Source organism: Rheinheimera tangshanensis (assembly GCF_014645135.1).
Classification (GTDB): Bacteria; Pseudomonadota; Gammaproteobacteria; order Enterobacterales; family Alteromonadaceae; genus Pararheinheimera; species Pararheinheimera tangshanensis.
On sequence record NZ_BMLH01000001.1, the window covers coordinates 340,341 to 365,089 of the forward strand.

The following is a 24,749-nucleotide window of genomic DNA, read 5'->3' on the forward strand; positions in this document are numbered from 1 at the left end:
TGTACCTTTTGCACCAAAATGGTGCTCTGATTTCACAGTGTACTGTAAAATAGGACGGCTAACCGTCAAAATGCACTATTTTGGTGAAGCTATTGTTGTTTTACGTAAATAAAAGGTTGTGATAGTACTTTCTGCAATTAGCTTGCCGTTTTGATCTATTGCTTGTAACTGAAGCTGATGTTCTCCTCGCTCCACCCCGAGCATTCGGAAATTACTACTTTGTTGCAGTGGACTGTGTTGAATGTTATCCAGTACTAACCGTAACTTGTGCTGATCCGCTAAGGTTGGCTGTACTTCTGTTTGCACTAGCACTTCACCTTGATTGGAGATCACAGTCGCTTCCATGGCTGGGGTTAGTATAGTCAGTTGATAAGAGGCTACGTTCTCGGTTAACGAGGCTAGAGGAGTAATTTGAGCGACTGGTTGCGTAGGTTGACTTGGCAATGATACTTTCAGCTCCAGCTTTTTGGAGCCGGCCACTGCTTGGTCTGAATACAGCGGTACTCCGTTTTTATCGACGCTGAGATACACCTGCTGTGCCTGCAGCGAGCTGCAGAAAAACACAAAACAACAGATCAGCTTGTTCATATCTACCTTAGAGTGATAGAGAGGCCTTTCTTCACTCTAATCTGTCCTGAATAGGATCTCAAATAGCTGAAAAAGAAAAACCCGCGACAGGCGCGGGTTTTCAGGCATCTTACAAGCGGTATTAAACGCTGTAGTACAGTTCGTATTCCAGTGGGTGAACTGCGACAGATACACGTTTAGCTTCAGCGCGTTTCAGTTCGATGTACGCATCGATCATCGCGTCAGACATGACGCCGCCTTTAGTGAAGATAGCGCGGTTTGCATCCAGTGCATCCAGAGCTTCGTCTAAAGAACCACAGACCTGAGGGATCAGTGCTTCTTCTTCTGGTGGCAGGTCATACAAGTCTTTATCCATGGCATCGCCTGGGTGGATCTTGTTCTGAATACCATCTAAACCAGCCATTAACTGAGCAACAAATGCCAGGTACGGGTTAGCCGCCGGATCCGGGAAACGCACTTCAATACGACGTGCTTTCGCACTTGGTACCAGTGGAATACGGATGGACGCTGAACGGTTACGGGCTGAGTAAGCCAGCATTACTGGTGCTTCGAAATGTGGCACTAAACGCTTGTACGAGTTCGTAGAAGGGTTAGTGAAGGCATTAATTGCTTTCGCGTGCTTGATGATACCGCCAATGTAGTACAGGGCAGTTTCTGACAAACCAGCATATTTATCACCAGCAAACAGGTTTACACCGTCTTTTGCTAATGACTGGTGACAGTGCATACCTGAACCGTTATCGCCAACCAGAGGTTTTGGCATAAAGGTCACAGTTTTACCGTACAGGTTAGCAACGTTGTGAATCACGTATTTTAAAACCTGAGTTTCGTCAGCTTTTTTAGTTAACGTATTGAAACGGGTCGCGATTTCGTTCTGACCCGCAGTAGCAACTTCATGGTGGTGTGCTTCAACAGTCTGGCCCATTTCTTCCAGTACCACACACATGGCGCTACGGATATCGTGGTGTTGGTCTACTGGTGGTACCGGGAAGTAACCGCCTTTTACGCCAGGACGGTGCGCTTTGTTACCGCCTTCGTATACTTTATCCGAGTTCCATGCAGCTTCAGCAGAATCGATAGCGAAGAAAGCTGTAGACATCGTATTTTTGAAACGTACGTCGTCAAACATAAACCATTCTGGTTCAGGTCCAAACAATACAGTGTCAGCAATACCGGTAGACTTCAGGTACTCTTCTGCACGTTTAGCGATAGAACGTGGGCAGCGTTCGTAACCTTGCATAGTGCTTGGTTCGATCACGTCACAGGTAATGTTTATTGTGGTTTCTTCAGAGAACGGGTCCAGTAACATGGTGTCTGCCTGAGGCATCAGGATCATGTCTGAGTCATTAATGCCTTTCCAGCCTGCAATGGAAGAGCCGTCAAACATTTTGCCGTCTTCAAAGAAATCTTCGTTGATCTGGCTGGCAGGAATAGTAACGTGTTGCTCTTTACCTTTGGTATCTGTAAAGCGTAAATCAACAAATCTTACGTCGTTCTCTTTGATAAAACTCAGTACTTTAGATGCAGACATGCATTCCTCCGGTTTGTGCTGTTGACGGGTGCGATCGAGCACCTGTTTTTATAATGCTGGCTTAGGCCAAAGCTTTGCAAAATGAAATGCTATTCTTGTGCCATATATTTATAGTGTTGATTTTTATAGTCTTTTATTCTTGTTTGTTCAGGTTGAAATTAGGGTTTGCATTAATTTGGTGCAATGTTGCCTCATTGTGAAGCAAGAGCCCCAGCTTGGTGCTTTGACTTAAAATAGCAAGTTTCATCGCACTGTCACCTAAAAGCGTTGAAATAACTCGTTTGGTTACATAGTTTTAAAAAAAGCTACCGAAGATCAAAGTTATTTTTTTCTTTCTGTACAAAAACAGAGTAGAATACGCGCCCTTGAATTCGAACAACTTTTAGTCAATGCCTAGTAATCAGGTTTATGGTCAGCTAGTGCCACAGAGGAAATATCAATGAGCGGAACCGCTTCAGCAATAGAAAAACTGCGTAATATCGCCATTATCGCGCACGTTGACCATGGTAAAACAACTTTAGTTGACAAGTTACTGCAACAATCAGGCACTTTTGATTCCAGAGCTAAATTACAAGAACGTGTGATGGACTCCAACGCCCAGGAATCTGAGCGTGGAATAACCATTTTGGCAAAAAACACTTCAGTACGCTGGAATGGCTACCACATCAACATTCTGGACACACCGGGCCACGCCGATTTCGGTGGTGAGGTTGAGCGTGTATTGTCTATGGCTGACTCTGTATTGTTATTAGTTGACGCTGTTGAAGGCCCGATGCCACAAACGCGTTTCGTTACTCAAAAAGCCTTCGCTCACGGTTTAAAGCCTATTGTAGTTGTGAATAAAATTGACCGTCCGGGCGCACGTCCTGATTGGGTGATTGACCAGGTATTTGACCTGTTTGACAACTTAGGCGCAACTGACGAGCAGTTAGATTTCCCTATCGTTTACGCATCAGCTATCAATGGTTGGGCGACTCTTGATTACAACGAGCCAAAAACAGATATCAACGATTTGTTCGCCGCTATTGTTGAGCACGTAGCTCCACCAGCTGTTGAGCTGGATGGTGATACTCAAATTCAGGTCTCTCAGCTGGATTACTCAAGCTACTTAGGTATCATCGGTATTGGTCGTATCAAGCGCGGTACTTTAAAGCCAAACCAGCAAGTGACAGTTTTGGGTGCCGATGGTACTAAGCGTAATGCGAAAGTAGGTCAGGTTTTTGGTTACTTAGGACTGGAGCGTATTGAAGCCACTGAAGCCAACGCGGGTGACATAGTGGCGTTCACTGGTTTAGGCGAGTTAAAAATCTCCGATACCATTTGTGCTCCAAACAATCTGGAACCATTACCAGCGCTGCAAGTTGACGAGCCGACAGTGACGATGACCTTCCAGGTCAATACCTCTCCATTTGCAGGTAAAGAAGGTAAGTTTGTTACTTCACGTCAGATTTTGGATCGCTTAAATGCTGAACTGAAACACAACGTAGCTTTACGTGTTGAAGAAACAGAAGATGGTGACAAGTTCAAAGTATCAGGCCGTGGTGAATTGCACTTAGGCGTGTTAATCGAAAACATGCGTCGTGAAGGTTTTGAACTGGCCGTATCTCGTCCAGAAGTGATCATGCGCGTCGAAGACGGCGTGAAAACCGAACCGATGGAAAACGTCACCATTGACGTGGAAGAACAGCACCAGGGTTCTATCATGGAAAAAATGGGTGAGCGTAAAGCTGACCTGACCAATATGCAACCGGATGGTAAAGGCCGTATTCGTATGGACTTCAATATGCCAAGCCGTGGTTTAATTGGTTTCCGTACAGAATTTATGACTCTGACTTCAGGTACTGGTCTGATGTACCACAGTTTCGACTGCTACGGTCCATACAAAGGCGGTACTATAGGTCAGCGTATGAACGGCGTGTTGATTTCTAACGCGACGGGTAAAGCGGCTGGTTACGCGATTTTCTCTTTGCAGGAACGTGGTCGTATGTTTATCGGTCACGCCGAAGAAGTGTACGAAGGTCAGGTCATTGGTATCCACAGCCGTAGCAACGATTTAACTGTAAACTGCTTAAAAGGCAAACAGTTAACTAACGTACGTGCTTCTGGTACTGACGAAGCCATCAACCTGGTTCCACCAATCCGTTACGCTTTGGAACAGGCTCTGGAATTTATTGATGACGATGAACTGGTGGAAGTAACGCCATTATCTATTCGTATCCGTAAACGTCACTTAACGGAAAACGACCGTAAACGTGCTGGCCGTGCCGGTTAATCACGTCGTTTAAGAGTAAAAAAACCGCCACAAGGCGGTTTTTTTGTTTGAGGGGAAGTGGACGTTGAACCTCAGCTGATGTCAGTAAGCTGTTACATCTGAACACTTTTACGCACAATTAATCACTTCGGCAAACTAAGATACTGAGCTATATTGGTAACAGTAGATTTAGCGTCACTGCCCTCTAGCATTAGGTGGGATTGATCAGTGGTTGCCAGAAACGAAAAGAGGTGAGTTATGCGTTTTATTAAATCTGGTGTATTGATGCTTTCTATGCTGGTTATCACAGCCGCTGCAGCCGCAGAAGTAAAGGTTGAATACAAGGACTATAAAAAGTTTACGGACATGAAACCAGCCAACGAACCTCGGGGTAGCTATGAAAAACGCACTATGGCCAGCTTCGATAAAATCTTTGCTGATTTGGCTAAACAATTACCTGAAGGTTTCAGCTGGACTGTCGTGGTCACCGATATAGATTTGGCGGGAGACGTGAATCATATGATGACTCAGACGGGGCAACAGATCCGCGTGATCAAGGATATTTTTATCCCAAGAGTCAATTTCAGCTACACATTGCTTGATCAAAACAAGGTTGTAGTGGCAGAAGAAAAAGATATAAAGCTCAAAGACATGGGCTTTATGAACCGGATCAGCAATGTACGTGCCGATCGTCCGTTGGAACATGAAAGGGTGATGCTGGAACGTTGGTTTAAAGAGACTCTAATGCCTGTAGTTGCTTCTTATCAACAAAATACGACTACAAAAGGTTAGCTATTTCTCTGTAAATAGCGATGGCTTCCTCACGGCTTAATTGACCACTGGAAGCCGCTTTTCCCAGCGTGCTGCTTACCCGTATTGAGTCTTGCCGCGGTTCTTCTTTTTGCTGCTGTGGCTCAGGCAAAACTTCTGCCAGCTGTTGCTGTTTAAGTTGTTGTACCGAGGGTTCTAATTGTCTGGCTAAAGCAGAGCCTGGATTAGAACGAGTTTGACCGCCGGACAGCGCGAATTGTCGTGCTTCCAGTTTTATATTGTCTACTGAAGTGGTTAAGCTGGCCATGGCGTACTCCTTCTACCTAGTTAGAGTAGTGCAATGGCCTGGTGTCGTTAGAATAATTTTTTATAAGCGAGTTAAAAAACAGGCTATTTTGTGATTGCTTGACGAAACTCTGCCAGAGTTTTGTGTAGCAACTGAATTTGTTTGACCACACGTTGTAAAGTGGCTGTATTAAACTGCTGTGTTTGGCGCATAGCTGCTACTTGCTCGGCTGCTTCACTTAAATAAGGCATAAATCTGTTACTGCTGACCTGAAAGCTTTTGTCGTTAACAAAAATGGTCTGATACTTGCCATGACCTTGTTGCTGGATGTCATCCAAAATCGCGTCTGCGTCCAAAGCTTTGCGATACAGATCTTTTAAGTTTTGATCCAGTTGTTCCAGTAATTGATCCATGATTGTGTCTCCCCAAAATTTTCCGCATTATGCCACAGCCAACGTCTGATGCCGATTGAGTCGCTGAGCTTTTTACTTAGGGTTCGAAAAGATTACTCAGAGCGGTTTGTTTTTGTTTTGATTTGTTATATTATCTCACTCCTTTAAAATCGGAGTGTTAATTCGTGCTGAGCCAGGTTCGTAATACATTAGATAAAGTAGGTATAGCCATCACGTCTTTGTGTGCTATTCATTGCATTATGCTACCTGTGTTATTGCCTGTGTTGCCTTTATTGGGATTGAGTGCCTGGCACAACCATGCCTTTGAGCGGATTATTTTATTGATCACTATGGTGTTGGGTTTTATCACTCTATTTGCCGGTTTTCATCGCTACCATAAAAAGATTTACCCTTTTTATTCGCTGTTTTTAGGTGGTTTTATTTACTGGCAAAAAGACATTTTTGGCCACGACTACGAGCACTATATTTTGATTGTTGGTGCCTCTTTTGTTGTACTGGCGCATATCTTAAATATCCGCCTGTGCAATAAATGCCATAGCTGCGACAGCCACAAGCATTAAGCTTAATCACCTGCTACCAGTTTCTGGCTTGCAGTGGATAGTTACAAAAAATCCCGTCTACACCCAACTGCTGCAGTTTTTTCGCTGTGCAGGCGTCGTTCACTGTATAGACCAGCACTTTTAAGCCACGTTGATGCGCATCCTGTACCATCTGCTGGTTGATAAAACCTTTATCACAATGCACTGACCAGGCACCGAGCTCTGATGCAAAGGCGGCATAATCCAGAGGTAATGAGGCCGTTAAGGCGCCAAGTTTTAAATCTGGTCTGTGGTTTTGAATCTGTTTCAGCAGATGATGGTTAAAAGAAGAAATCAGCAGTTTGTCCGGCTTTGTGCCAAGTTCTGTTTCCGCTTTTTTAAGCAGGGCTACTAATGTTTCTGCTGTGTCTGCACCTTTCAGCTCAATATTCAACAAGGCCTGGTTGTTCACTAGTTGCAGTACCTGCCATAAGGTAGGAACCTGTTGGCCTGAACCAGCATCCAGTTGTTGTAATTGTTGCAACGTAAAATTGTGCAGTAAGCCTGTACCATTGGTGGTGCGGCTCACATCTTCGTCGTGGATCACCACCAGCTCGTTTTCGACACAAAACACGTCAATTTCAATGCCATCCGCTTTTGCCAACAGAGCTTGCTCTATCGCCAGCAAGGTATTTTCCGGATAAGAGCCACTGGCCCCACGATGGGCAAAAATTTGCATTAATATTCTCCGTCGCCAGACACAAAACTCTGAGGAATAAAAAAAGCAGAGACCGGGCTCTGCTTTCTATCATCTAACCTTTAGAGACTATCTCGGCAAAAGGCTCGCCCATGCGTGTCACCGCTGTTGGGTATTGCTTGTCTGTAAACTCAATCTGACCGGCCTGGAACGCTAGGATCACTGTGGATCCTAATTTAAAGCGACCCATTTCAGCACCTTTGTCTAAAGTAACAGCTTGTGGTCCTGTGGCGGGATAAGTCCAGCGGAAGACATCTTTACCAGCAGGTGGAGTTACAGTGCCGGCCCAGACGGTTTCAATACTGGCCACTATAGTCGCGCCTACTAATACCAAAGCCATAGGGCCCAGTTCAGTATCAAAAATCGTGACTACTCGTTCGTTGCGGGCGAATAAATCCGGCACGTTTTCGGCTGTCAGCGGATTCACTGAAAACAACTCTCCCGGTACATAAATCATTTCACGTAAGGTGCCTTTGATAGGCATATGAATGCGGTGATAATCTTTAGGGGCTAAATAAATAGTAGCGAACTTACCGCCGGCGTAAGGCGCTGACGTCGCCGCATCACCGCCTAATAAGGCTTGCAATGAATAATTGTGGTTCTTCGCCTGAATTAACTTACCATCGACGATATCACCTAACTGACTGATCGCACCGTCTACCGGCTGGCAAACCACATCATCGTCGGTATCGATAGGACGTAAGCCATCTTTTAACGGACGGGTAAAAAACTCGTTAAAGCTGGCGTAATCCGAAGCCTTTTCAAATTTAGCTTCAGCCATATTAATTTTATAGGCTTTGATAAACAGATTAATCAGCGCATGGCTGATAAAACCTAAACGTGCTGCTGCCAAATAGCCAACAAGACGGGACAGTAAATGCTTTGGCATTACGTATTGCAATGCGATTTTGACTTGATCCATAGTGGATTTAAACCTCAGGGTTGAAAATAATTCGGTTTATCCTGCGCCATACTCAGCAAGATTTTATGGTAATTAGCAAAACGTTCCGGGTGAATTTCACCGATACTGACAGCGTGCTGTAAGGCACAGCCCGGATCGTTTAAATGCTTACAATCACGGAATTTGCAGCGTCCCAGCCAGTCTTTAAATTCAGGGTAACCTAAAGCAATTTGCTCTGGTTCTAAATGCCACAAGGCAAATTCGCGGATACCGGGCGAATCAATCAGATCGCCGCCGTCAGGCAGGTGGTACAAACGAGCCGTAGTGGTGGTATGTTGGCCTAAACCAGAATTCTCCGACACTTCGCGGGTTTCGGCGGAAATATCCGGCAACAGGTTATTTACTAAAGAGGATTTTCCTACCCCAGACTGACCAACAAAAATACTAACACCTTGTTTCAGGTAGGCATCCAGCTGAGCAGTGCCTTCGCCGGTTTTGGCACTGAGTAATAAAAATTCGTAACCAATCTTTTGATAAATCGCTAGTTGCTGATCGACTTCAGCACGTTGCTCTTCCGTTAATAAATCAATTTTATTCAACAATAACAAAGGTTTAATATGCATAGCTTCGGCCGCTATTAAATAGCGGTCGACAATATTCAGCGAAAACGCAGGTAAAACCGCAGAGACAATAATCATCAAATCTATATTGGCAGCTACAGGTTTTAAACCATCATAAAAGTCAGGACGCAGTAATACGGATTCGCGCTCAGCAACAGCTTCGACAACACCCTCTGGGCCACCGCCTGGCACTTTAGTGCGTCGAAACACCACTTTGTCACCTGTCACCAGAGAGTTAACAGTGCGGCGGATATTGCAACGAAAGATCTGGCCTGAGCTATCTTCAATATCGGCATGTTGGCCAAAACGACTGATCACTAAGCCATGTTCAGCTTCAGTCAATAAGTCAGAATCCAGCTCTGGTTTGTTGGTTTTATTCTGAGCCCTGGCTAAACGACGATCCTGATTGGCGGCTATACGTTGATGCTGGCGTTGATTGAGATGCTTTTTCTTGGTCACTGGGGCCTTGTATCTTTACTGTTGCCTGACTACGGCGGTTTTTACTTTGCTTAAGGCATAGTATGATACCGCTATTCGGGCAAGTTACAAAGCAGCAATACTGGCTGCATATTACCTAGGGTATAAAGCATGGCGAGCAATGAGAATAATCTGGTGTGGATCGATCTGGAAATGACTGGTTTGGATCCAGAACAGGATGTCATTTTAGAAATGGCTACTATAGTCACCGATAGCCAACTGAATATACTGGCTGAAGGTCCTGTATTTGCTATTAAAACACCTAAAGCTGTATTAGATGGCATGGATGCGTGGTGTACTGAAACTCACGGTAAAAGTGGTTTGACCAAGCGCTGTCTGGAAAGTGAAGTTGAATTAGCAGATGCTATGGCACAGACCATCAGCTTCCTGTCTGATTATGTGCCTGCAGGCAAATCACCTATGTGTGGCAACAGCATTGGCCAGGACAGACGCTTTCTAGTCAAGTATGCGCCGGAATTTGAGGCTTTTTTCCACTATCGCAACCTGGATGTCAGCACAGTGAAAGAGCTAGCCAGAAGATGGTACCCTGAAGTGACTAAGCTGGTTAAAAAGTCATCAAGTCATTTAGCTCTTGATGATATTCGGGAATCTATTGCGGAATTAGCAGTTTATAAAAAGCATTTTTTCAAAATTCCTGAATAAAATCTCTTGCAAAGGCCAAGGAATTTTGTAAAATGCGCGCCGCTTCGAACGAAAAATCGATTGAAGCGGTGTTTTCAGTAATCTTCTTTACAACCAAAGTAAAGAGTACAAATTATTGACAACAGGATGCGGGCATAGCTCAGTTGGTAGAGCGCGACCTTGCCAAGGTCGAGGTCACGAGTTCGAGCCTCGTTGCCCGCTCCAAATTCAAATTGGACTACCAATACCAGTTTGATAAAAATCAGTAAGATCCCATGCATGCGGGCATAGCTCAGTTGGTAGAGCGCGACCTTGCCAAGGTCGAGGTCACGAGTTCGAGCCTCGTTGCCCGCTCCAAGTTTCAAGTCAATTCTTTAATCTTCATAGTTAATAAAATCATCACTCGTACTGGCATAGTTGTGTTGGTAGAGCGCGACCTTGCCAAGGTCGAGGTCACGAGTTCGAGCCTCGTTGCCCGCTCCAAGTTTCAAGTCAATTCTTTAATCTTCATAGTTAATAAAATCATCACTTGTACTGGCACAGTTGTGTTGATAGAGCGCGACCTTGCCAAGGTCGAGGTCACGAGTTCGAGCCTCGTTGCCCGCTCCAAATTTTACTCCATTTTTTATTTTCATCTTAAATCTAAAACTTACTCTTTTGCCTTGAACTCAACTTGCTGGCGGATTTTATTGCTGCTATCTTTGCCTGACTAAAACTTACAGGTAAGACCAGTATGAAAGCCATTAATAAACTCGGCCGTTATGTGACCAAAATCAATCACTACTCGCCTTGGTTACGTTCTCCTCTGCTGACTTTATTGTTTGGTAAAGCTGTGAAATTTGCTGGTACTGCCTCGGTCAAAGTTGATTTGTTAAATTTTCAACAGGCGCAATTAAGCTTGGCGAACAAGACCAAAGTACAAAACCATATAGGTTCTGTGCACGCTGCTGCTATGGCTTTGCTGGGGGAATCAGCCAGTGGTTTTTTAGTCGGTTTGCATGTGGCTGACGATCGTATTCCGCTGTTAAAGTCGATGCAGCTGAACTATGTCAAAAGAGCGACAGGGAAGCTGGTGGCAACGACCTCACTGACGGATGAACAAATTCAGTGCATTCGTGACACAGAAAAAGGCGAGATCACTATGTTGGTGAAAATTACTGATGAGCTGAATGTGGAGCCTGTCATCGCAGAGTTTGTCTGGGCCTGGGTGCCTAAACAGAGAAAATAAAGTTTGGATAGTTAGTTGGCAGGCTATGATGAATTTAATAACGGAGACTTCTATGCCTGCATCACCCTGTAACCGCATTTGCTGTTTAAATCACTCTGATGTTTGTTTGGGCTGTGGTCGCACTTTGCAGGAGATTAAAGACTGGCATACCGCGGATCGGACTCAGAAACTGCAAATTTTACAAGACGCGCAGCTGCGTTTGGCTGCAAAGCCTCAGTTTGATCTTAAGCATCGCGCGGTAAACCCTTCTGAATAACCCGAACTAAACGGTCGGTCTGGCGACTCAATAAATTTTGCTGTAACAGACTTTTATTCTGCTGCTGTCTTAAAGCCCATTGAATATGCTCTGCCACCAAGTCAGAGGCTAACGCCAGTTGCTGTTCTAACGCGTCGACAATAGCAGGATCAAAAGGTGCGTTACCCAAAGCGACAGCAATATTGCGTTGCCAGCGTTGATAACCTATGCGGCGAATCGCAGAACCTTCTGTGTAGTTTAAAAATTCAGTTTCAGTCCAGCGCCATAAATCCAGCAAAGATGTATTCAGCCACTGTGGTCTGCGCTGAAAGTCTTGCTCTTGGGTGGTATCCGCTGCTCTGTTAACAGGGCATACCAGTTGGCAATCATCACAACCATAAATGCGATTGCCAAGCAAAGGCCGGAATTCTTCTGGAATAGCACCTTGCAGTTCTATCGTCAGATAAGAAATACAGCGTCTGGCATTCACTGTGTAAGGCGCTACTATAGCCTGAGTCGGACAAATAGTGATGCAAGCCACACAAGAGCCGCAGTCTCCTGTATGCACAGCGTCGACAGGCAGCGGAATATCAACCAGCAATTCGCCGAGGAAAAACCAGGAACCAGCATCCTGATTCAACACCAGACTATGTTTACCTTGCCAACCAAGGCCAGCTTTGACTGCAAGCGGCCGCTCCAGAATAGGGGCCGAATCAACAAAAGGCCGGAAACCTAATGCTCCCAACTCTTTTTCTATCCGTTCGCCCAACTGTTTTAATCGGTTACGAATGAGCTTATGGTAATCGCGCCCTAGCGCGTAACGGCTGATGTAGGCCATCGAAGGATCGGCCAGATTGGCGGCAAACTGTGCATGCTCTGGCAAGTAATCCATTCGTACGCTGATCACCCGAATAGTGCCTGGATGTAATTCAGCAGGCCTCGCTCTTTTCATACCATGAGCAGCCATGTAGTCCATCTCACCATGATAACCCGCATCCAGCCATTGCTGTAATTTAGGTTCTTCCGATGTTAGATCCGTATCGGTTATACCTATTTGTTGGAAGCCGAGTTGCTGGCCCCATTCTTTAATTTGCTCTGCAAGCTGCTGCCAATTGATGCTGTTGGTCATACTGAGATCCACTACTATTCGCTGCGCACTTTAGCATAAAAGCCGCTCAGGTTTTTGCTTTGACTTTTATACTTCCTGTTTCAGAAGAAACTGGCTGCACTGCGCTGTTTTTGTTAGCATAGCGGTCAATTCATCTGCTGTAGTCAAACAGCACGTGCGCTTAAAAAATTGTGACGACTGAGATCACTCAGCTTAGGTACAGATGACAGCTCAAAGCTACATTTTTCATTTAGCGGATGAAGCCGCTACTTTGGCATTGGCCGCCTTATTTGCACCCCATTTACGCCATGGAGCAGTAGTGTATTTGCAGGGTGATTTAGGGGCAGGTAAAACTACCTTTAGTCGTGGTTTGTTGCAGGCTATGGGACATCATGGCAATGTGAAAAGCCCTACGTATACCTTGGTTGAACCCTACACTATTGCTGAACAGCAGGTCTTTCACTTTGATTTGTATCGTCTTCGCGATCCGGAAGAGCTGGAGTTTATGGGGATTCGCGACTATTTCTCCAAAGGCAACTTGTGTCTGATTGAGTGGCCTGAACGAGGTTATGGTTTATTGGCGGATGCTGATCTGGATCTGCAGTTACAGATCGATCAAAATCAGCGTCAGTTGTGTGTAACGGCGAATCAGCCTGATGCTGTGCTGTGGTTGAACGCTATTAAGTTGGCATGGGAGCAGGCTCAATGAGTCTGACACTCAGAATTGTTGCTCTGCTGCTGTTACTTGTGTCCAGCCAAAGCTGGGCAGTGAACAGTGTCAAAGGTGTGCGCATTTGGCATGCGCCTGACAATACCCGATTGGTGTTAGATCTGGCCAATGCCCCCACACACAAAGTAAAACGCTTAAGTAACCCAAGCCGACTGGAAATAGAGCTTGCTGGTGTCACTAGCTTGAACATAGGCACTGTCAGTGGGGACTCACCTCTGGTCAAGCGGGTTTATGCCAGCAGAACACCAAGTGCTGCTACTGCCGTGGTGATCGAACTGGCTTTTCCGGTCAATGACAGTATTTTTTCTTTGCCACCCTCACCGCCTTATGGCCATCGTCTGGTGGTAGATATAAAAGCGCAAGGTGTTGTCGCTGCGTCCAATCAGACAGCGCCTGTTACCTCAGTGACTTCGTCACGACCACAAGCAGTGGTATCTCAGCCTGTAAGCTCAGCGCCTCAAGGTACGCCCCATAGCAAAGCGACAGGGCGGGATATTATTATCGCTATTGATGCAGGGCACGGTGGTCAGGATCCGGGAGCGGTCGGACCTAAAGGCACCTATGAGAAAAATATTACTTTATCTATATCGCGCCAGTTAGCCGATATGATTAATAAGCAACCTGGCTTAAAAGCTGTGCTAACCCGTACCGGTGATTACTATATTCACCCAAATAAAAGACCGGATATCGCTCGTCAAAAACAAGCTGATTTATTGATTTCGGTGCACGCAGACGCTGTACAAAACCGCAAAGCTCATGGCGCATCGGTCTGGGTGTTGTCGATGCGCCGCGCTACGACCGAAGTGGGACGGATGCTGGAACAAACCGAACAACATTCAGAGTTATTAGGTGGTGTGGCCGAAGTCATTAAAGACTCGGCTAACGAACGGTATCTGGCACAAACCGTACTGGATTTGTCGATGAATCATTCGATGGTCACTGGGTTTGAAGTAGCGAAAGAGATATTACGTGAAGTAGCACCCATAGCCCACTTACATAAAAAGGAGCCGCAGGCTGCCAGTCTGGCTGTGTTAAAGGCGCCAGATATTCCATCTATTCTGTTTGAAACAGGTTTTATATCGAACTACAACGAAGAACGTTTACTGAAAGATTCAAATCATCAACACAAGCTGGCGTTGGCTATGTTTCGGGCTATCAAAGGTTATTTTGAAAAATCACCGCCAGCGGATTCGTTATTTGCCGCCCATAAAAATAATGGCCGCTCAGTGCCTAGTGTTATGCCCTCCACACACAGACGATCATCAGCTGTCCCTGCAATGAGCAATCGGACTCATAAAGTAAAACGGGGTGAGTCTTTATCCAGAGTGGCGAAACAGTATGGAGTCAGCATGGCTGAACTTCGCAGGCACAATAATCTGAAAAGTGACAACATTCTGATTGGTCAGGTATTACGGATCCCCTGATGCCTATTCAAATTTTACCTCCTCAACTGGCTAACCAGATTGCTGCAGGCGAAGTGGTAGAACGTCCTGCCTCTGTCGTCAAAGAGCTGGTCGAAAACAGCCTGGATGCTGGTGCCGATCAAATTCTGATTGAGATTGAGCGTGGTGGCAGCAAAAAAATCCTTATTCGTGATAATGGCTCTGGCATAGCTGAAGCTGAGTTAGGCCTGGCGTTAAGTCGACATGCCACCAGTAAAATAAGCTCTCTGGATGATTTGGAGCAAATAGTCAGTCTGGGCTTCAGGGGTGAAGCTTTGGCCTCTATCAGCTCTGTTTCCCGTCTGACGTTAACGTCAAAACCAGCTGCTCAGGATAAAGCCTGGCAAGCCTGTGCCGAGGGCCGTGATATGCAGGTAAAAATTAAACCTGCAGCTCATCCGGATGGCTGTAGTATTGAAGTGCTGGATCTGTTTTTTAATACTCCGGCCCGGCGTAAGTTTTTGCGTAGCGACAAAACCGAGTTTGCGCATATTGATGAGTTGGTGAAACGTTTAGCATTAAGCCGTTTTGATGTCAGTTGGACTTTAATTCATAACGGTCAAACAGTACGGCAGCTGAAAAAAGCCGATAGCCGCGAAGCGCAGCAAAAACGCGTAGCCGCTTTGTGTGGCAAAAACTTTCTGGAACAGGCTGCTTTTGTTGAAGTCGCTTATGACGACTTAAAGCTTTGGGGCTGGGTGTTGCAGCCCTCAGCCTGTAAAGAGCAACTGCAATGTCAGTACAGCTATGTCAACGGCCGTATGATGAAAGATAAGTTACTCAATCATGCGATACGTCAGGCTTATGGCTCTATGCTAAGTGCTGAACAGCAACCGGCTTTTGTACTCTATCTGGACATTAATCCACGTCAGGTGGATGTCAATGTGCATCCGGCCAAGCATGAAGTTCGGTTCCATCAGGCTCGTTTAGTACACGATTTTGTTGCCTCGGCATTAACTGACGCGTTATTGCAGTTAGAGCCGCAGCAACAGAGTAGTGAGGTTGTAGTACCACCAGAACCTTCTGCCTTTGCTATGCCGGAAGCTTCAGCACTAAAAACCAGATCTGAACCTGTTCAGCGTTCTGCCACAGTTCCTTCTTATGTTGCTAGACCTTCAGCTTATGCAGGTCAACCTTATCGACCTGCGGTAGCACAACCTGCAGCACAAAGCTGGCCGGTTTTTGCTGAAAAAACTCAGCGGGTGGAGCAATCAGTGTCTGTTGTACGACACGATGCTCTGATAAGCCAGAATCGTTATTTGCTCTGCTCTGGCTCAGATCAACTCTGGTTAGTCGATATAGCACTGAGCAGCGCCAGATTATGGCTGGAACAAGGTGCAGAGCCTTTACCTTTATTGATGCCAGTACGCTTAACGCTACAACAAACAGAGCAAGAGTTGTTGCTCTGCAAAGCGGATTTATTAAGCCATTTGGGTTTTGATTTTTTAATCAGTAATCAAACTTTAATTGTCAGAGCTGTGCCGGCCTGGTTGCGACAAAGTGCAGTAGCGCAGTGGTTACCTTTATGGTGGCAAGGCTGGTTGCAGCAGCAAGATACACAACTGCTAAGCTTATTACTGCAGCAGTTATTAGGCTCTGGAGTGCTGCAGGCTGCTTCTTTGGTGAAACATTTTCCACTGTTAAGTCAGCAAGGGCCACATTGGTCTGCCGTGCCGCTGGATTTAACAGCTTCTATTCAGTTATTACAGGACTCAGATGGATCCTAAAGTTATTTTTTTAATGGGGCCTACAGCCAGCGGTAAAACGTCCTTGGCTATTGATCTGTATAACAGCATCCCCTCTGAGCTGATTAGTGTCGACAGTGCCTTGATTTATAAAGGTATGGATATCGGTACCGCCAAGCCTACAGCGGCAGAACTATTGGATGCACCTCATCACTTAATTGATATTCTGGATCCGGCTTTTGCTTATTCGGCTGCGGATTTTCGTAACGACGCATTACGACTTATTGCTGATATCCACAGCAGGGGAAAAACCGCTATTCTTGTAGGCGGCACTATGTTGTATTTCCGCACTCTGTTGCAGGGGATATCGCCTTTGCCTGAAGCGGACCCGGAGATACGGCAACAGATTGAAACTGAAGCGGCAGAGCACGGTTGGGGCTATTTGCATCAGCAATTGGCAGAGTTTGATCCGGTGTCGGCGGCCCGTATTCATCCGAATGACCCACAGCGGGTCAACAGGGCTGTAGAGGTCTATCGGTTAACTGGTAAGAGTTTAACTGAATTGACAGAGCAAAAAGGTGAGCCTTTTCCCTATCAGGTGCAACAATTTGCTATCAATCCGACAGATCGCTCTGAACTTCACCAACGTATAGCTGTCAGATTCCGGCAAATGCTAGCTTCTGGTTTTGCTGAAGAAGTAAAAACTCTGATGCAACGACCTGATTTGCATTTGGATTTACCTTCGATGCGTTGTGTGGGCTACCGTCAGATGTGGTTGCACCTGCAAGGACAGCTGTCTGAGCAGGAGATGATCGAGCAGGGAATTGCCGCTACTCGTCAACTGGCGAAACGGCAACTAACCTGGTTACGCAGCTGGCCTGAATTAAATTGGTTAAAAACTGAAGACAAACAGGCCGAAAACTTGCAAGCCATTTTAACTTCGCTAAGCTAGTTAAAGATAATTGAAAAAAAGTTGTTATTTAACGACTTGAAAATAATATAATAATCCATATATAGAGAACCATAATTAGAAATAAGGAAAGCGAAAATGGCAAAGGGCCAATCGTTACAAGACCCGTTTTTAAATACTTTAAGACGTGAGCGTATCCCAGTATCTATTTATCTGGTGAACGGTATTAAATTGCAGGGACAAATCGAGTCTTTTGATCAATTTGTGATCCTTCTGAAAAACACAGTCAGCCAAATGGTCTACAAACATGCCATTTCTACTGTAGTCCCAGCTCGCGCTGTCAATACTATGGCTAGCCATGGTACAGGCACAGGCGAAATGGACGAGATGGAATAATCGGGAATTCTTAAGCTTGTTTGACAGCGAAATGGTGGCCGAGCAAGCGATCCTTGTGCATATCTATCTTTCACAAGACAGCGCCAGCGAAGATTTGCAGGAGCTGGAGATGCTTGTGTCCTCGGCTGGAGTTCAATCACGTGCTGTGATGACCGCCAACCGTAGTTTGATTGATGCTAAGTTTTTTCTTGGCAGTGGCAAAGCGGCAGAACTAGCGCAAGCTGTCGCTGAGCTACAAGTCGATCTGATTATTTTCAATCACGCTTTAACCCCTGCTCAAACCCGTAACCTGGAACTGCTTTGTCAGTGCCGGGTTATTGATCGTACCACCTTGATCCTGGATATTTTTGCCCAGCGCGCCCGCAGCTACGAAGGTAAACTGCAGGTTGAACTGGCACAGCTAAAACATTTGTCGTCGCGTTTAGTGCGTGGCTGGGACAATGCTGAGCGGCAAAAAGGTGGCATTGGCATGAGAGGCCCGGGTGAAACACGTCTCGAAACAGACAGGCGTTTGGTGCGGGAGAAAATCACAGCTTTGTTACTGAAGCTGGATAAAGTCGGTAAACAGCGTGAGCAAGGCCGCAAGGCCAGACAACGTGCTGAAATTCCTGTGGTGTCTTTAGTCGGCTATACCAACGCTGGTAAATCTACTTTATTTAATCGCCTGACCAGTGCGGATGTTTATGCTGCCGATCAGCTGTTTGCAACGCTGGACCCAACACTACGGCAAGTGAAACTGCCAGAGTTTGGTTCTATTATCTTTGCCGATACTGTGGGTTTTATCCGTCATTTACCTCATGACTTAGTGGCCGCCTTTAAATCCACTTTGCAGGAAAGCCGGGATGCGGATTTGCAACTGCATGTGATTGATGTTGCCGATCAGCGGATGGCGGACAATATCAAACAAGTGCAACTGGTGTTACATGAAATTGTCGCCGATCAGGTGCCTCAGTTACTGGTGTTTAATAAAATTGACCAGACTGAGCAACAAGCCCGTATAGAATACAATGAACAAGCAGAACCTATAGCTGTGTATATTTCAGCAAAGCAGGGGTTAGGTATAGAGTTGCTGCTGCAGGTGATCCGCGAACGACTGGCGGATGACTATATGCAGCTGGATTTAAAACTGCCTGCAGATGCCGCTCTATGGCGGGCTCGGTTACACGAACTCTCTGCTGTTCAGACAGAATCTTTTACTGATCTGGGGGAAACCCAGCTTAGAATCGTCTTATCAAAAGCTCAGTGGGCGCGTTTACTGAAACAAAGTGATGGACTGTTACAAAACTATATCGTCAGTCCTTAGTTTTTTATCGTCAGCACGAAGCTTTTTTTGATACATTAGTTTCAATATCACAACTAGAGATGGAGTGAAGCATGGCTTGGAACGAGCCGGGCAATAATGGCAAAGACAACGACCCTTGGAAACAAGGCGGTCGTGATCAGGGCCCGCCCGATTTAGATGAAGTCTTCCGTAACTTAAGCAAAAAGTTCGGTGGTATCTTTGGTGGCAATAAAAACACCAGCAGCAACAGCAATAACAGTGGTGGCTCAGCCGCACTGATATTAATAGCTGTGGTAGCTTTACTGGTCTGGGCCTTTAGTGGCTTTTACACCATTAAAGAATCAGAACGGGGGTTGATCTTACGTTTTGGTCAGTATCACTCTGAAGTGATGCCTGGTATTCACTGGAAACCGACTTTTATCGATACAGTCACTCCGGTGGATGTGACCAGCGTGCGTTCATTACGTACCGACGGTTTTATGCTGACTCAGGATCAAAACCTGGTCCGTGTCACTTTTGAAATCCAGTACCGTGTGTTTGATGCCCGCGCTTACAAGTTCTCTGTGGTCGATGCAGACAGCAGCTTACGTGAAGCGACAGACGCCGCCTTACGTTATGTGGTAGGTCATTCCATTATGGATGATGTACTGACCAAAGGCCGTGAAGTGATTCGTCAAAACACCAGAACTGAGTTAGAACAAATCATCTCTCCTTATGCCATGGGTTTAGAATTAGTGGATGTCAACTTCCGTGATGCCCGTCCACCAGAAGAAGTGAAAGAAGCTTTTGATGATGCGATAGCGGCGCAGGAAGATGAGCAACGTTACATTCGTGAGGCTGAAGCTTATGCCCGTGAAATCGAACCGCGTGCCCGTGGTCAGGTGAACCGGATGATGCAGGAAGCTGAAGCTTATAAACAACAGACCTTGTTAAAAGCTCAGGGTGAAGTGGCTCGTTTCGAGAAACTGTTACCTGAATACCTGGCTGCGCCACAAGTGACTCGTGATCGTATGTACTTAGAGACAATGGAGCAGGTGTACGGCAATAGCTCTAAAGTACTGGTCGATGTAAAAAATGGTAATAACATTATGTATTTACCTTTGGACAAAATGATTAATAACAGTGGCGATACCAAAGCTCCTGCGATGAACCCATTAGCGCCAAACAGAACCAATGGTAATGAGGGCAGAACTCCGGATCTGCGTCCTGAAGCAAGCCGTGCAGACAGCACCAGAACTGGCAGAGGTTAAGTGATGAAAAATTTAGTATTAGCCTTAATCGCTATCCTGGGTATTGTTGCAGTGTCTTCAGTCTTTGTTGTACCTGAAGGCGAACGTGGCATTGTCATTCGTTTTGGTAAAATTCAACGTGATGACACTGAAGCTGTTCGGGTATTTGAACCTGGCCTGCATTTTAAAGTGCCGCTGATTGAGAATGTTCGTAAACTGGATGCCCGTATTCAAACCTTAGCTGATCCATCGTCAGACCGTTTTGTTACCGCTGAGAAAAAAGACTTATTGGTCGACAGCTATGTGAAATGGCGTATTGCCGACTTTGGTAAGTACTTCTTATCCACTGGCGGTAATTTGTCTCAGGCTGAAGTGCTGTTAAAGCAGTACATCAACAACGGTTTACGTACTGAGTTTGGTAGCCGCACCATTCAGGAAATTGTATCGGGTGAGCGTACTCAGCTGATGCAACGTGCAATGGAACAGGCTGCTGCTGGTTCAAAAGAGTTAGGTATCGATATACTTGACGTTCGGGTGAAAAAAATCAATTTACCTGATGAAATCAGTAACTCTATTTTCCAGCGTATGCGTGCTGAACGTACTGCTGTGGCAAAAGAGCACCGCAGCCGTGGTATGGAACAGTCTGAAATTATCAAAGCGGACGTCGATGCCCGTGTGACTATCATGGTGGCGGATGCTGAACGTAATTCACGCACCGTGCGCGGTGAAGGTGATGCAGCTGCTGCTAAAGTTTATGCGGATGTGTACAGCAGAAATGGTGAGTTTTACAGTTTCGTGCGTAGTTTAGAAGCCTATAAGAATAGCTTCCAGAACAAAAACGACGTGATGGTGATCCAGCCAGATAACGACTTCTTCCGCTATATGAAGTCGGACAAAGTGCAAAACTAAGCTGACACCTGCACTGTTTTGTTGAATAAGAAAAGGCCCTTAAGGGCCTTTTCTGTTCCTATAGCTTTCGGTTACTCTGCGTTGTCTTTCGTAAGGATCTTCCTATGTATCAGCAGTTTTATCAGCACTTCTTAAAAGCCAACCCGGATAAACAACATTTTGCCTGCCATTCCCATCACTATTGGCCCGATGTAACCCGCGACGCCACTTTGGCTTACTGGGATGACAGTGCCAGGCTGGTGGATGATAAGTGGGATCTGGTGTTTGGTGATAAAGTGCCTGCGGTACAGCACCACATAGCCCGAATTTTAAAGCTGCCTGACGCAGAACAAATAGTGTTTGCGCCCAATACCCACGAATTTGTCATGCGGATATTAAGCTGCTTTGACTGGTCCAAAGCCCTAACAGTCGTCACTACCGATAGCGAGTTTCATAGTTTTCATCGTCAGATCAATCGTTTGTCAGAATTAAACACAGTTAATGTCATTCGGGTACCGACCGAGCCTTTTGCTACTTTTCCAGAGCGTTTTGCGGCAGTTGTGGCGGCTCAGCCGACGGATCTGGTGTTTTTCAGTCAAGTGTTTTTTAACTCTGGAGTGGGGGTTAAGGAGTTGACTGGTCTGGTCCAACAGCTGGATAAAGTCACAGACGCAATGATAGTCGTAGACGGCTATCATGGTTTTATGGCGGTGCCGACCGACTTATCGGCTATAGCACAGCGTATTTTTTACCTGGCGGGCAGTTACAAATATGCGCAGGGTGGCGAAGGCTGTTGCTTCCTGGCTGTACCGAAATGCAGTGAACACAGACCTGCTTACACCGGCTGGTTTGCTGAATTTGGTGAACTGGCAAATGCTAAACAAGGACAAGTGCAATACGCCAACAATGGTTATCGTTTTGCCGGTGCTACTATGGATTGTTCAGCTTTATACCGGGTATTGGCAGTCTTTGACTTGTACCAACAGCAAGGCCTGACGGTTGAAAAAGTGCAGTCTTATATCCAAAGCCTACAGCATAGCTTCCTCGCCATATTAGATGAAATGCAGCATCCACTACTAAATCGCGCTCATCTGCTGGATAAGCAAAATCAGCAACAAGGCCAGTTTTTAACTTTTCGTTTTGCAGCTGATGATGTTGCTCGTATCGCTGCAGCATTAAAACAGCAGGGCATCATAACGGATTACCGGGGTGACAGGCTGCGTTTTGGTTTTGCCTTGTACCACAATCCGGCGGACTACAACTTAAGTTGCCTGAAGGAGATTCGTTAAATGGCAGACTACTGGTGGGCGGCTTTAGGGCTGGTGTTGATCATTGAAGGCCTGGGGCCGATGTTATTTCCAAATAAGTGGCGCTCTTATCTGCAGAAAATCGCAGAACAACCCACAGCTCAAATGCAGCAGGTGGGGGGAACACTGGTGATTGCTGGTGTTTTGCTGCTGTTTTTCTTTGCCTCTTAGCTATTTTTATCCCTCTTAGTTATTGAAAAAGAACCAGAAAGAAAATATCTGGTTTTTTTTTCTTAATCGCGCTGAACTTTGGTTGTTAATTTGGTAGAATCCCCGCCTAATTTTTCTCCATGATGTAGGAACCATGGCCAAAAACGTTGTCGTACTCGGAACCCAATGGGGTGACGAAGGAAAAGGTAAAATCGTTGATTTATTAACTGACAAAGCCAGCTATGTGGTGCGCTATCAAGGCGGCCATAACGCAGGTCATACCTTAGTAATTGACGGTGAAAAAACGGTATTGCATTTGATCCCATCAGGCATTTTGCGCTCCAACGTAAAATGTGTGATCGGTAACGGTGTAGTGTTATCCCCTGAAGCTTTATTAAAAGAGATGGCGATGCTGGAGCAAAAAGGTGTTCCGGTAAAAGAGCGTCTGTTGTTGAGCGAAGCTTGTCCGTTAATCCTGCCTTTCCATGTGGCTTTGGATAAAGCGCGCGAAGTAGCCCGTGGCGATAAGCCAATCGGTACTACAGGTCGTGGTATTGGCCCTGCCTATGAAGACAAAGTAGCGCGCCGTGGTCTGCGTGTAGGTGATTTGTTTAATCCTGAATTGTTTGCTGAGAAGCTGAAAGTTCTGATGGATTTGCACAACTTCACTTTAACTCAGTACTACAAAGTGGAAGCGATTGATTTCCAAACGACTTTAGACAGTGCTTTAGCCATAGCTGAAGTGTTAAAGCCTATGGTTGTAGATGTGACCGATTTACTGGATAAAGCCCGTAAAGCCGGTAAAGAAATCATGTTTGAAGGTGCCCAGGGTACTTTATTAGACATTGACCACGGTACTTACCCGTACGTGACTTCGTCTAACACAACAGCTGGTGGCGTAGCTACAGGTGCTGGTTTTGGCCCACGTTACTTAGACTATGTGTTAGGTATTGTGAAAGCTTATACCACCCGTGTTGGTTCAGGCCCGTTCCCAACAGAGCTGGACTGTGAAGTCGGTGAACACTTAGGTGTCAAAGGCCATGAATTTGGCGCCACCACTGGCCGTAAACGCCGTTGTGGTTGGTTTGATGCTGTTGCAGTGAAACGTGCTGTGCAGTTAAACAGTATCTCTGGATTCTGCTTAACTAAGCTCGACGTGTTAGATGGCTTAAGTGTCGTCAAGATTTGTATTGGCTATAAAGCAGCTGACGGTTCTATCACTGACGTGCCTCCAATGGCGGCTGAAGGTTATGAAATCGTCACTCCGGTATTTGAAGAAATGCCGGGCTGGACCCAAAGTACTTTTGGCGTACAGAAGCTGGAAGACCTGCCAGTAGAAGCTCGCAACTACATCACTCGTCTGGAACAGATCACTGGTGTACCTATTGATATTATTTCAACAGGCCCGGATCGTATTCAGACCATCACGCTGCGTCATCCTTTTGCCGTTTAATCCGCGGTAAGTAGAAAAAACGCTGCCATGTGCAGCGTTTTTTTTATCCTCGTCGTACTTACTGCCGCAGCGTTGTTGACTTCACGTCCTAGCCCCAGTCACATAGTGAACTATGCTCCCGGGGACTAGAACTCTTGTCGCCTAGCTGCAACAGCAATTACTTAGAGGATAGATTTGTCGTACTTGCTTCCGCAGCGTTGTTAACCATTTTCTCTGCGAACTAAACAGGATATGCTGGTGTCAGAACACTGTCTTTTGCGATGGCCTGATTTTTGTATGTTTTTTATCTATAAGTGTATAAATATCAGTGGCTATAGCCCGGGGTAACTATGAAGTTTTGTTTTTTAGTCTTAAGTTCAGTTCTGGTGCTGCTTAGCTTGCCTGCCAAAGCGCAGGAAGTGGCGGTAGTACAGTTGTATACTCAGGATGAACTGCTGGATTTAATTAAACAAAATGTACATTTACAGCGGGTGCAAAAAGACGAATGCCAGCTGGTCAGTGATATTCAGGCCAGAGCCGATGTCATGAAAGTGCCGGCTTATCAGTTTTTGTATGGCGATATGCTGGCCTTTGGTGTTTGTGTGAAAAAAGATGTCGAACGGGGCTGGGATTTAATGCAACAAGCTGCGTCTCAGGGCTTACCTGAAGCGCTGGAGCAAGTAGGGCGTTATTATCATACGGGCCGTTTTGTTCAGCAGGACAACAACAAAGCTGTGGTATATCTGCGTGAAGCCGCAGGTTTAGGCAATTTAAAAGCGCAGATGCGTTTTGCCCAAATGCTGATCAAAGGCGACGCCAGCCCTTTAGACATGGAAGATTGTTACCGTTGGCTGCATCACTCAGTGATCGCCGACACCAAAACGCACCAAGAGGTGCAACAGCTGTTAGCTCAGCTGGCGAATAAAATGCCGGGTGCTGCGCTAACGAGGGCCAAAAGGCCATTGTAGTGAA

The 24,749-nt window shown here is 45.9% G+C and carries 26 protein-coding genes and 2 tRNA genes; 20 read left to right on the forward strand and 8 right to left on the reverse strand.

Features of this window, described 5'->3' with window-relative positions; all coding sequences use genetic code 11:
- Positions 1-75: 75 nt before the first annotated feature.
- Positions 76-588: a DUF4124 domain-containing protein gene (locus tag IEW88_RS01560; RefSeq protein WP_147903000.1), complete on the reverse strand. Its 513-nt coding sequence runs from the start codon at positions 586-588 to the stop codon at positions 76-78.
- Positions 589-709: 121 nt separating this feature from the next.
- On the reverse strand, positions 710-2,119 hold the full coding sequence (gene glnA, locus IEW88_RS01565; RefSeq protein WP_053423875.1) for a glutamate--ammonia ligase: 1,410 nt from the start codon (positions 2,117-2,119) through the stop codon (positions 710-712).
- 439 nt (positions 2,120-2,558) lie between these two features.
- On the opposite strand from glnA, the gene typA reads away from it, so the two are divergent.
- The gene (gene typA, locus IEW88_RS01570; protein WP_053423876.1) at positions 2,559-4,391 is read left to right on the forward strand and encodes a translational GTPase TypA; all 1,833 of its coding nucleotides are present in this window, start codon (positions 2,559-2,561) and stop codon (positions 4,389-4,391) included.
- A gap of 237 nt (positions 4,392-4,628) precedes the next feature.
- Positions 4,629-5,162 carry a DUF3016 domain-containing protein gene (locus IEW88_RS01575; protein ID WP_147902999.1) on the forward strand — a complete coding sequence of 178 codons (534 nt, stop codon included), beginning with the start codon at positions 4,629-4,631 and terminating at the stop codon, positions 5,160-5,162.
- On the opposite strand, the gene IEW88_RS01580 is transcribed toward IEW88_RS01575, so the two are convergent.
- Positions 5,149-5,448: a hypothetical protein gene (locus tag IEW88_RS01580; protein WP_147902998.1), complete on the reverse strand. Its 300-nt coding sequence runs from the start codon at positions 5,446-5,448 to the stop codon at positions 5,149-5,151. The genes IEW88_RS01575 and IEW88_RS01580 overlap by 14 nt on opposite strands.
- Before the next feature lie 83 nt (positions 5,449-5,531).
- The gene (locus IEW88_RS01585) at positions 5,532-5,840 is read right to left on the reverse strand and encodes a prephenate dehydrogenase (RefSeq protein WP_147902997.1); all 309 of its coding nucleotides are present in this window, start codon (positions 5,838-5,840) and stop codon (positions 5,532-5,534) included.
- Positions 5,841-6,004: 164 nt separating this feature from the next.
- On the opposite strand from IEW88_RS01585, the gene IEW88_RS01590 reads away from it, so the two are divergent.
- Positions 6,005-6,400 (forward strand): MerC domain-containing protein, encoded by a 396-nt coding sequence (locus IEW88_RS01590; RefSeq protein WP_053423880.1) that lies wholly within the window; start codon positions 6,005-6,007, stop codon positions 6,398-6,400.
- Between the two features lie 13 nt (positions 6,401-6,413).
- Here IEW88_RS01590 and IEW88_RS01595 read toward each other — a convergent pair whose 3' ends face one another.
- The 3 genes from IEW88_RS01595 to rsgA all read right to left on the reverse strand — a co-directional run bounded on the left by IEW88_RS01595 (position 6,414) and on the right by rsgA (position 9,095).
- Positions 6,414-7,097, reverse strand: coding sequence for a glycerophosphodiester phosphodiesterase (locus tag IEW88_RS01595; RefSeq protein ID WP_147902996.1), 684 nt, complete (start codon positions 7,095-7,097; stop codon positions 6,414-6,416).
- A 73-nt stretch (positions 7,098-7,170) separates the two neighbouring features.
- Positions 7,171-8,037, reverse strand: a complete 867-nt coding sequence (gene asd / locus IEW88_RS01600) for an archaetidylserine decarboxylase (RefSeq protein WP_147902995.1) — start codon at positions 8,035-8,037, stop codon at positions 7,171-7,173.
- Between the two features lie 14 nt (positions 8,038-8,051).
- On the reverse strand, positions 8,052-9,095 hold the full coding sequence (gene rsgA / locus IEW88_RS01605) for a small ribosomal subunit biogenesis GTPase RsgA (protein ID WP_053423883.1): 1,044 nt from the start codon (positions 9,093-9,095) through the stop codon (positions 8,052-8,054).
- 129 nt (positions 9,096-9,224) lie between these two features.
- Here rsgA and orn point away from each other — a divergent pair, with 129 nt between their 5' ends.
- The 5 genes from orn to IEW88_RS01630 all read left to right on the forward strand — a co-directional run bounded on the left by orn (position 9,225) and on the right by IEW88_RS01630 (position 11,239).
- On the forward strand, positions 9,225-9,776 hold the full coding sequence (orn, locus tag IEW88_RS01610) for an oligoribonuclease (protein ID WP_053423884.1): 552 nt from the start codon (positions 9,225-9,227) through the stop codon (positions 9,774-9,776).
- A 128-nt stretch (positions 9,777-9,904) separates the two neighbouring features.
- A tRNA-Gly gene (locus tag IEW88_RS01615) sits at positions 9,905-9,980 on the forward strand.
- Between the two features lie 56 nt (positions 9,981-10,036).
- Positions 10,037-10,112 (forward strand) — tRNA-Gly (locus IEW88_RS01620).
- A 376-nt stretch (positions 10,113-10,488) separates the two neighbouring features.
- Positions 10,489-10,983 (forward strand): DUF4442 domain-containing protein, encoded by a 495-nt coding sequence (locus IEW88_RS01625; protein WP_053423885.1) that lies wholly within the window; start codon positions 10,489-10,491, stop codon positions 10,981-10,983.
- Between the two features lie 52 nt (positions 10,984-11,035).
- Entirely contained in the window at positions 11,036-11,239 is a 204-nt protein-coding gene (locus tag IEW88_RS01630; protein WP_147902993.1) for a DUF1289 domain-containing protein, read from the forward strand.
- Here the strand turns inward: IEW88_RS01630 and queG are convergent.
- Positions 11,208-12,347 carry a tRNA epoxyqueuosine(34) reductase QueG gene (gene queG / locus IEW88_RS01635; RefSeq protein ID WP_147902992.1) on the reverse strand — a complete coding sequence of 380 codons (1,140 nt, stop codon included), beginning with the start codon at positions 12,345-12,347 and terminating at the stop codon, positions 11,208-11,210. The genes IEW88_RS01630 and queG overlap by 32 nt on opposite strands.
- A 202-nt stretch (positions 12,348-12,549) precedes the next feature.
- Here queG and tsaE point away from each other — a divergent pair, with 202 nt between their 5' ends.
- The 12 genes from tsaE (at position 12,550) to IEW88_RS01695 (ending at position 24,745) form a co-directional block, all read left to right on the forward strand.
- Positions 12,550-13,035: a tRNA (adenosine(37)-N6)-threonylcarbamoyltransferase complex ATPase subunit type 1 TsaE gene (tsaE, locus tag IEW88_RS01640; protein WP_147902991.1), complete on the forward strand. Its 486-nt coding sequence runs from the start codon at positions 12,550-12,552 to the stop codon at positions 13,033-13,035.
- Positions 13,032-14,480: an N-acetylmuramoyl-L-alanine amidase gene (locus IEW88_RS01645; RefSeq protein ID WP_147902990.1), complete on the forward strand. Its 1,449-nt coding sequence runs from the start codon at positions 13,032-13,034 to the stop codon at positions 14,478-14,480. Before tsaE ends, IEW88_RS01645 begins: the two co-directional genes overlap by 4 nt.
- Entirely contained in the window at positions 14,480-16,225 is a 1,746-nt protein-coding gene (gene mutL, locus IEW88_RS01650) for a DNA mismatch repair endonuclease MutL (protein WP_147902989.1), read from the forward strand. Before IEW88_RS01645 ends, mutL begins: the two co-directional genes overlap by 1 nt.
- Complete coding sequence (miaA, locus tag IEW88_RS01655) at positions 16,215-17,135, forward strand: tRNA (adenosine(37)-N6)-dimethylallyltransferase MiaA (protein ID WP_147902988.1); 921 nt, start codon at positions 16,215-16,217, stop codon at positions 17,133-17,135. Before mutL ends, miaA begins: the two co-directional genes overlap by 11 nt.
- Before the next feature lie 96 nt (positions 17,136-17,231).
- Positions 17,232-17,489 (forward strand): RNA chaperone Hfq, encoded by a 258-nt coding sequence (gene hfq / locus IEW88_RS01660; RefSeq protein ID WP_053423891.1) that lies wholly within the window; start codon positions 17,232-17,234, stop codon positions 17,487-17,489.
- A 16-nt stretch (positions 17,490-17,505) separates the two neighbouring features.
- On the forward strand, positions 17,506-18,792 hold the full coding sequence (gene hflX / locus IEW88_RS01665; protein ID WP_221411346.1) for a ribosome rescue GTPase HflX: 1,287 nt from the start codon (positions 17,506-17,508) through the stop codon (positions 18,790-18,792).
- A 71-nt stretch (positions 18,793-18,863) separates the two neighbouring features.
- The gene (hflK, locus tag IEW88_RS01670) at positions 18,864-20,021 is read left to right on the forward strand and encodes an FtsH protease activity modulator HflK (RefSeq protein WP_053423893.1); all 1,158 of its coding nucleotides are present in this window, start codon (positions 18,864-18,866) and stop codon (positions 20,019-20,021) included.
- Between the two features lie 3 nt (positions 20,022-20,024).
- Complete coding sequence (gene hflC, locus IEW88_RS01675; protein WP_147902987.1) at positions 20,025-20,909, forward strand: protease modulator HflC; 885 nt, start codon at positions 20,025-20,027, stop codon at positions 20,907-20,909.
- A 104-nt stretch (positions 20,910-21,013) separates the two neighbouring features.
- The gene (locus IEW88_RS01680) at positions 21,014-22,177 is read left to right on the forward strand and encodes an aminotransferase class V-fold PLP-dependent enzyme (protein ID WP_147902986.1); all 1,164 of its coding nucleotides are present in this window, start codon (positions 21,014-21,016) and stop codon (positions 22,175-22,177) included.
- Complete coding sequence (locus IEW88_RS01685) at positions 22,178-22,366, forward strand: DUF2065 domain-containing protein (RefSeq protein ID WP_147902985.1); 189 nt, start codon at positions 22,178-22,180, stop codon at positions 22,364-22,366.
- Positions 22,367-22,499: 133 nt separating this feature from the next.
- On the forward strand, positions 22,500-23,798 hold the full coding sequence (locus IEW88_RS01690) for an adenylosuccinate synthase (RefSeq protein WP_147902984.1): 1,299 nt from the start codon (positions 22,500-22,502) through the stop codon (positions 23,796-23,798).
- 329 nt (positions 23,799-24,127) lie between these two features.
- The gene (locus tag IEW88_RS01695) at positions 24,128-24,745 is read left to right on the forward strand and encodes a tetratricopeptide repeat protein (protein WP_147902983.1); all 618 of its coding nucleotides are present in this window, start codon (positions 24,128-24,130) and stop codon (positions 24,743-24,745) included.
- Positions 24,746-24,749: the final 4 nt, after the last annotated feature.

What these genes read in the sequence shown, in the direction of transcription:
- IEW88_RS01560 (WP_147903000.1), bottom strand. Translation starts at nt 588, where the DNA reads ATGAACAAGCTGATCTGTTGTTTTGTGTTTTTCTGCAGCTCGCTGCAG.
- glnA (WP_053423875.1), bottom strand. Translation starts at nt 2,119, where the DNA reads ATGTCTGCATCTAAAGTACTGAGTTTTATCAAAGAGAACGACGTAAGA.
- typA (WP_053423876.1), top strand. Translation starts at nt 2,559, where the DNA reads ATGAGCGGAACCGCTTCAGCAATAGAAAAACTGCGTAATATCGCCATT.
- IEW88_RS01575 (WP_147902999.1), top strand. Translation starts at nt 4,629, where the DNA reads ATGCGTTTTATTAAATCTGGTGTATTGATGCTTTCTATGCTGGTTATC.
- IEW88_RS01580 (WP_147902998.1), bottom strand. Translation starts at nt 5,448, where the DNA reads ATGGCCAGCTTAACCACTTCAGTAGACAATATAAAACTGGAAGCACGA.
- IEW88_RS01585 (WP_147902997.1), bottom strand. Translation starts at nt 5,840, where the DNA reads ATGGATCAATTACTGGAACAACTGGATCAAAACTTAAAAGATCTGTAT.
- IEW88_RS01595 (WP_147902996.1), bottom strand. Translation starts at nt 7,097, where the DNA reads ATGCAAATTTTTGCCCATCGTGGGGCCAGTGGCTCTTATCCGGAAAAT.
- asd (WP_147902995.1), bottom strand. Translation starts at nt 8,037, where the DNA reads ATGGATCAAGTCAAAATCGCATTGCAATACGTAATGCCAAAGCATTTA.
- orn (WP_053423884.1), top strand. Translation starts at nt 9,225, where the DNA reads ATGGCGAGCAATGAGAATAATCTGGTGTGGATCGATCTGGAAATGACT.
- IEW88_RS01625 (WP_053423885.1), top strand. Translation starts at nt 10,489, where the DNA reads ATGAAAGCCATTAATAAACTCGGCCGTTATGTGACCAAAATCAATCAC.
- IEW88_RS01630 (WP_147902993.1), top strand. Translation starts at nt 11,036, where the DNA reads ATGCCTGCATCACCCTGTAACCGCATTTGCTGTTTAAATCACTCTGAT.
- queG (WP_147902992.1), bottom strand. Translation starts at nt 12,347, where the DNA reads ATGACCAACAGCATCAATTGGCAGCAGCTTGCAGAGCAAATTAAAGAA.
- tsaE (WP_147902991.1), top strand. Translation starts at nt 12,550, where the DNA reads ATGACAGCTCAAAGCTACATTTTTCATTTAGCGGATGAAGCCGCTACT.
- IEW88_RS01645 (WP_147902990.1), top strand. Translation starts at nt 13,032, where the DNA reads ATGAGTCTGACACTCAGAATTGTTGCTCTGCTGCTGTTACTTGTGTCC.
- mutL (WP_147902989.1), top strand. Translation starts at nt 14,480, where the DNA reads ATGCCTATTCAAATTTTACCTCCTCAACTGGCTAACCAGATTGCTGCA.
- miaA (WP_147902988.1), top strand. Translation starts at nt 16,215, where the DNA reads ATGGATCCTAAAGTTATTTTTTTAATGGGGCCTACAGCCAGCGGTAAA.
- hfq (WP_053423891.1), top strand. Translation starts at nt 17,232, where the DNA reads ATGGCAAAGGGCCAATCGTTACAAGACCCGTTTTTAAATACTTTAAGA.
- hflK (WP_053423893.1), top strand. Translation starts at nt 18,864, where the DNA reads ATGGCTTGGAACGAGCCGGGCAATAATGGCAAAGACAACGACCCTTGG.
- hflC (WP_147902987.1), top strand. Translation starts at nt 20,025, where the DNA reads ATGAAAAATTTAGTATTAGCCTTAATCGCTATCCTGGGTATTGTTGCA.
- IEW88_RS01680 (WP_147902986.1), top strand. Translation starts at nt 21,014, where the DNA reads ATGTATCAGCAGTTTTATCAGCACTTCTTAAAAGCCAACCCGGATAAA.
- IEW88_RS01685 (WP_147902985.1), top strand. Translation starts at nt 22,178, where the DNA reads ATGGCAGACTACTGGTGGGCGGCTTTAGGGCTGGTGTTGATCATTGAA.
- IEW88_RS01690 (WP_147902984.1), top strand. Translation starts at nt 22,500, where the DNA reads ATGGCCAAAAACGTTGTCGTACTCGGAACCCAATGGGGTGACGAAGGA.
- IEW88_RS01695 (WP_147902983.1), top strand. Translation starts at nt 24,128, where the DNA reads ATGAAGTTTTGTTTTTTAGTCTTAAGTTCAGTTCTGGTGCTGCTTAGC.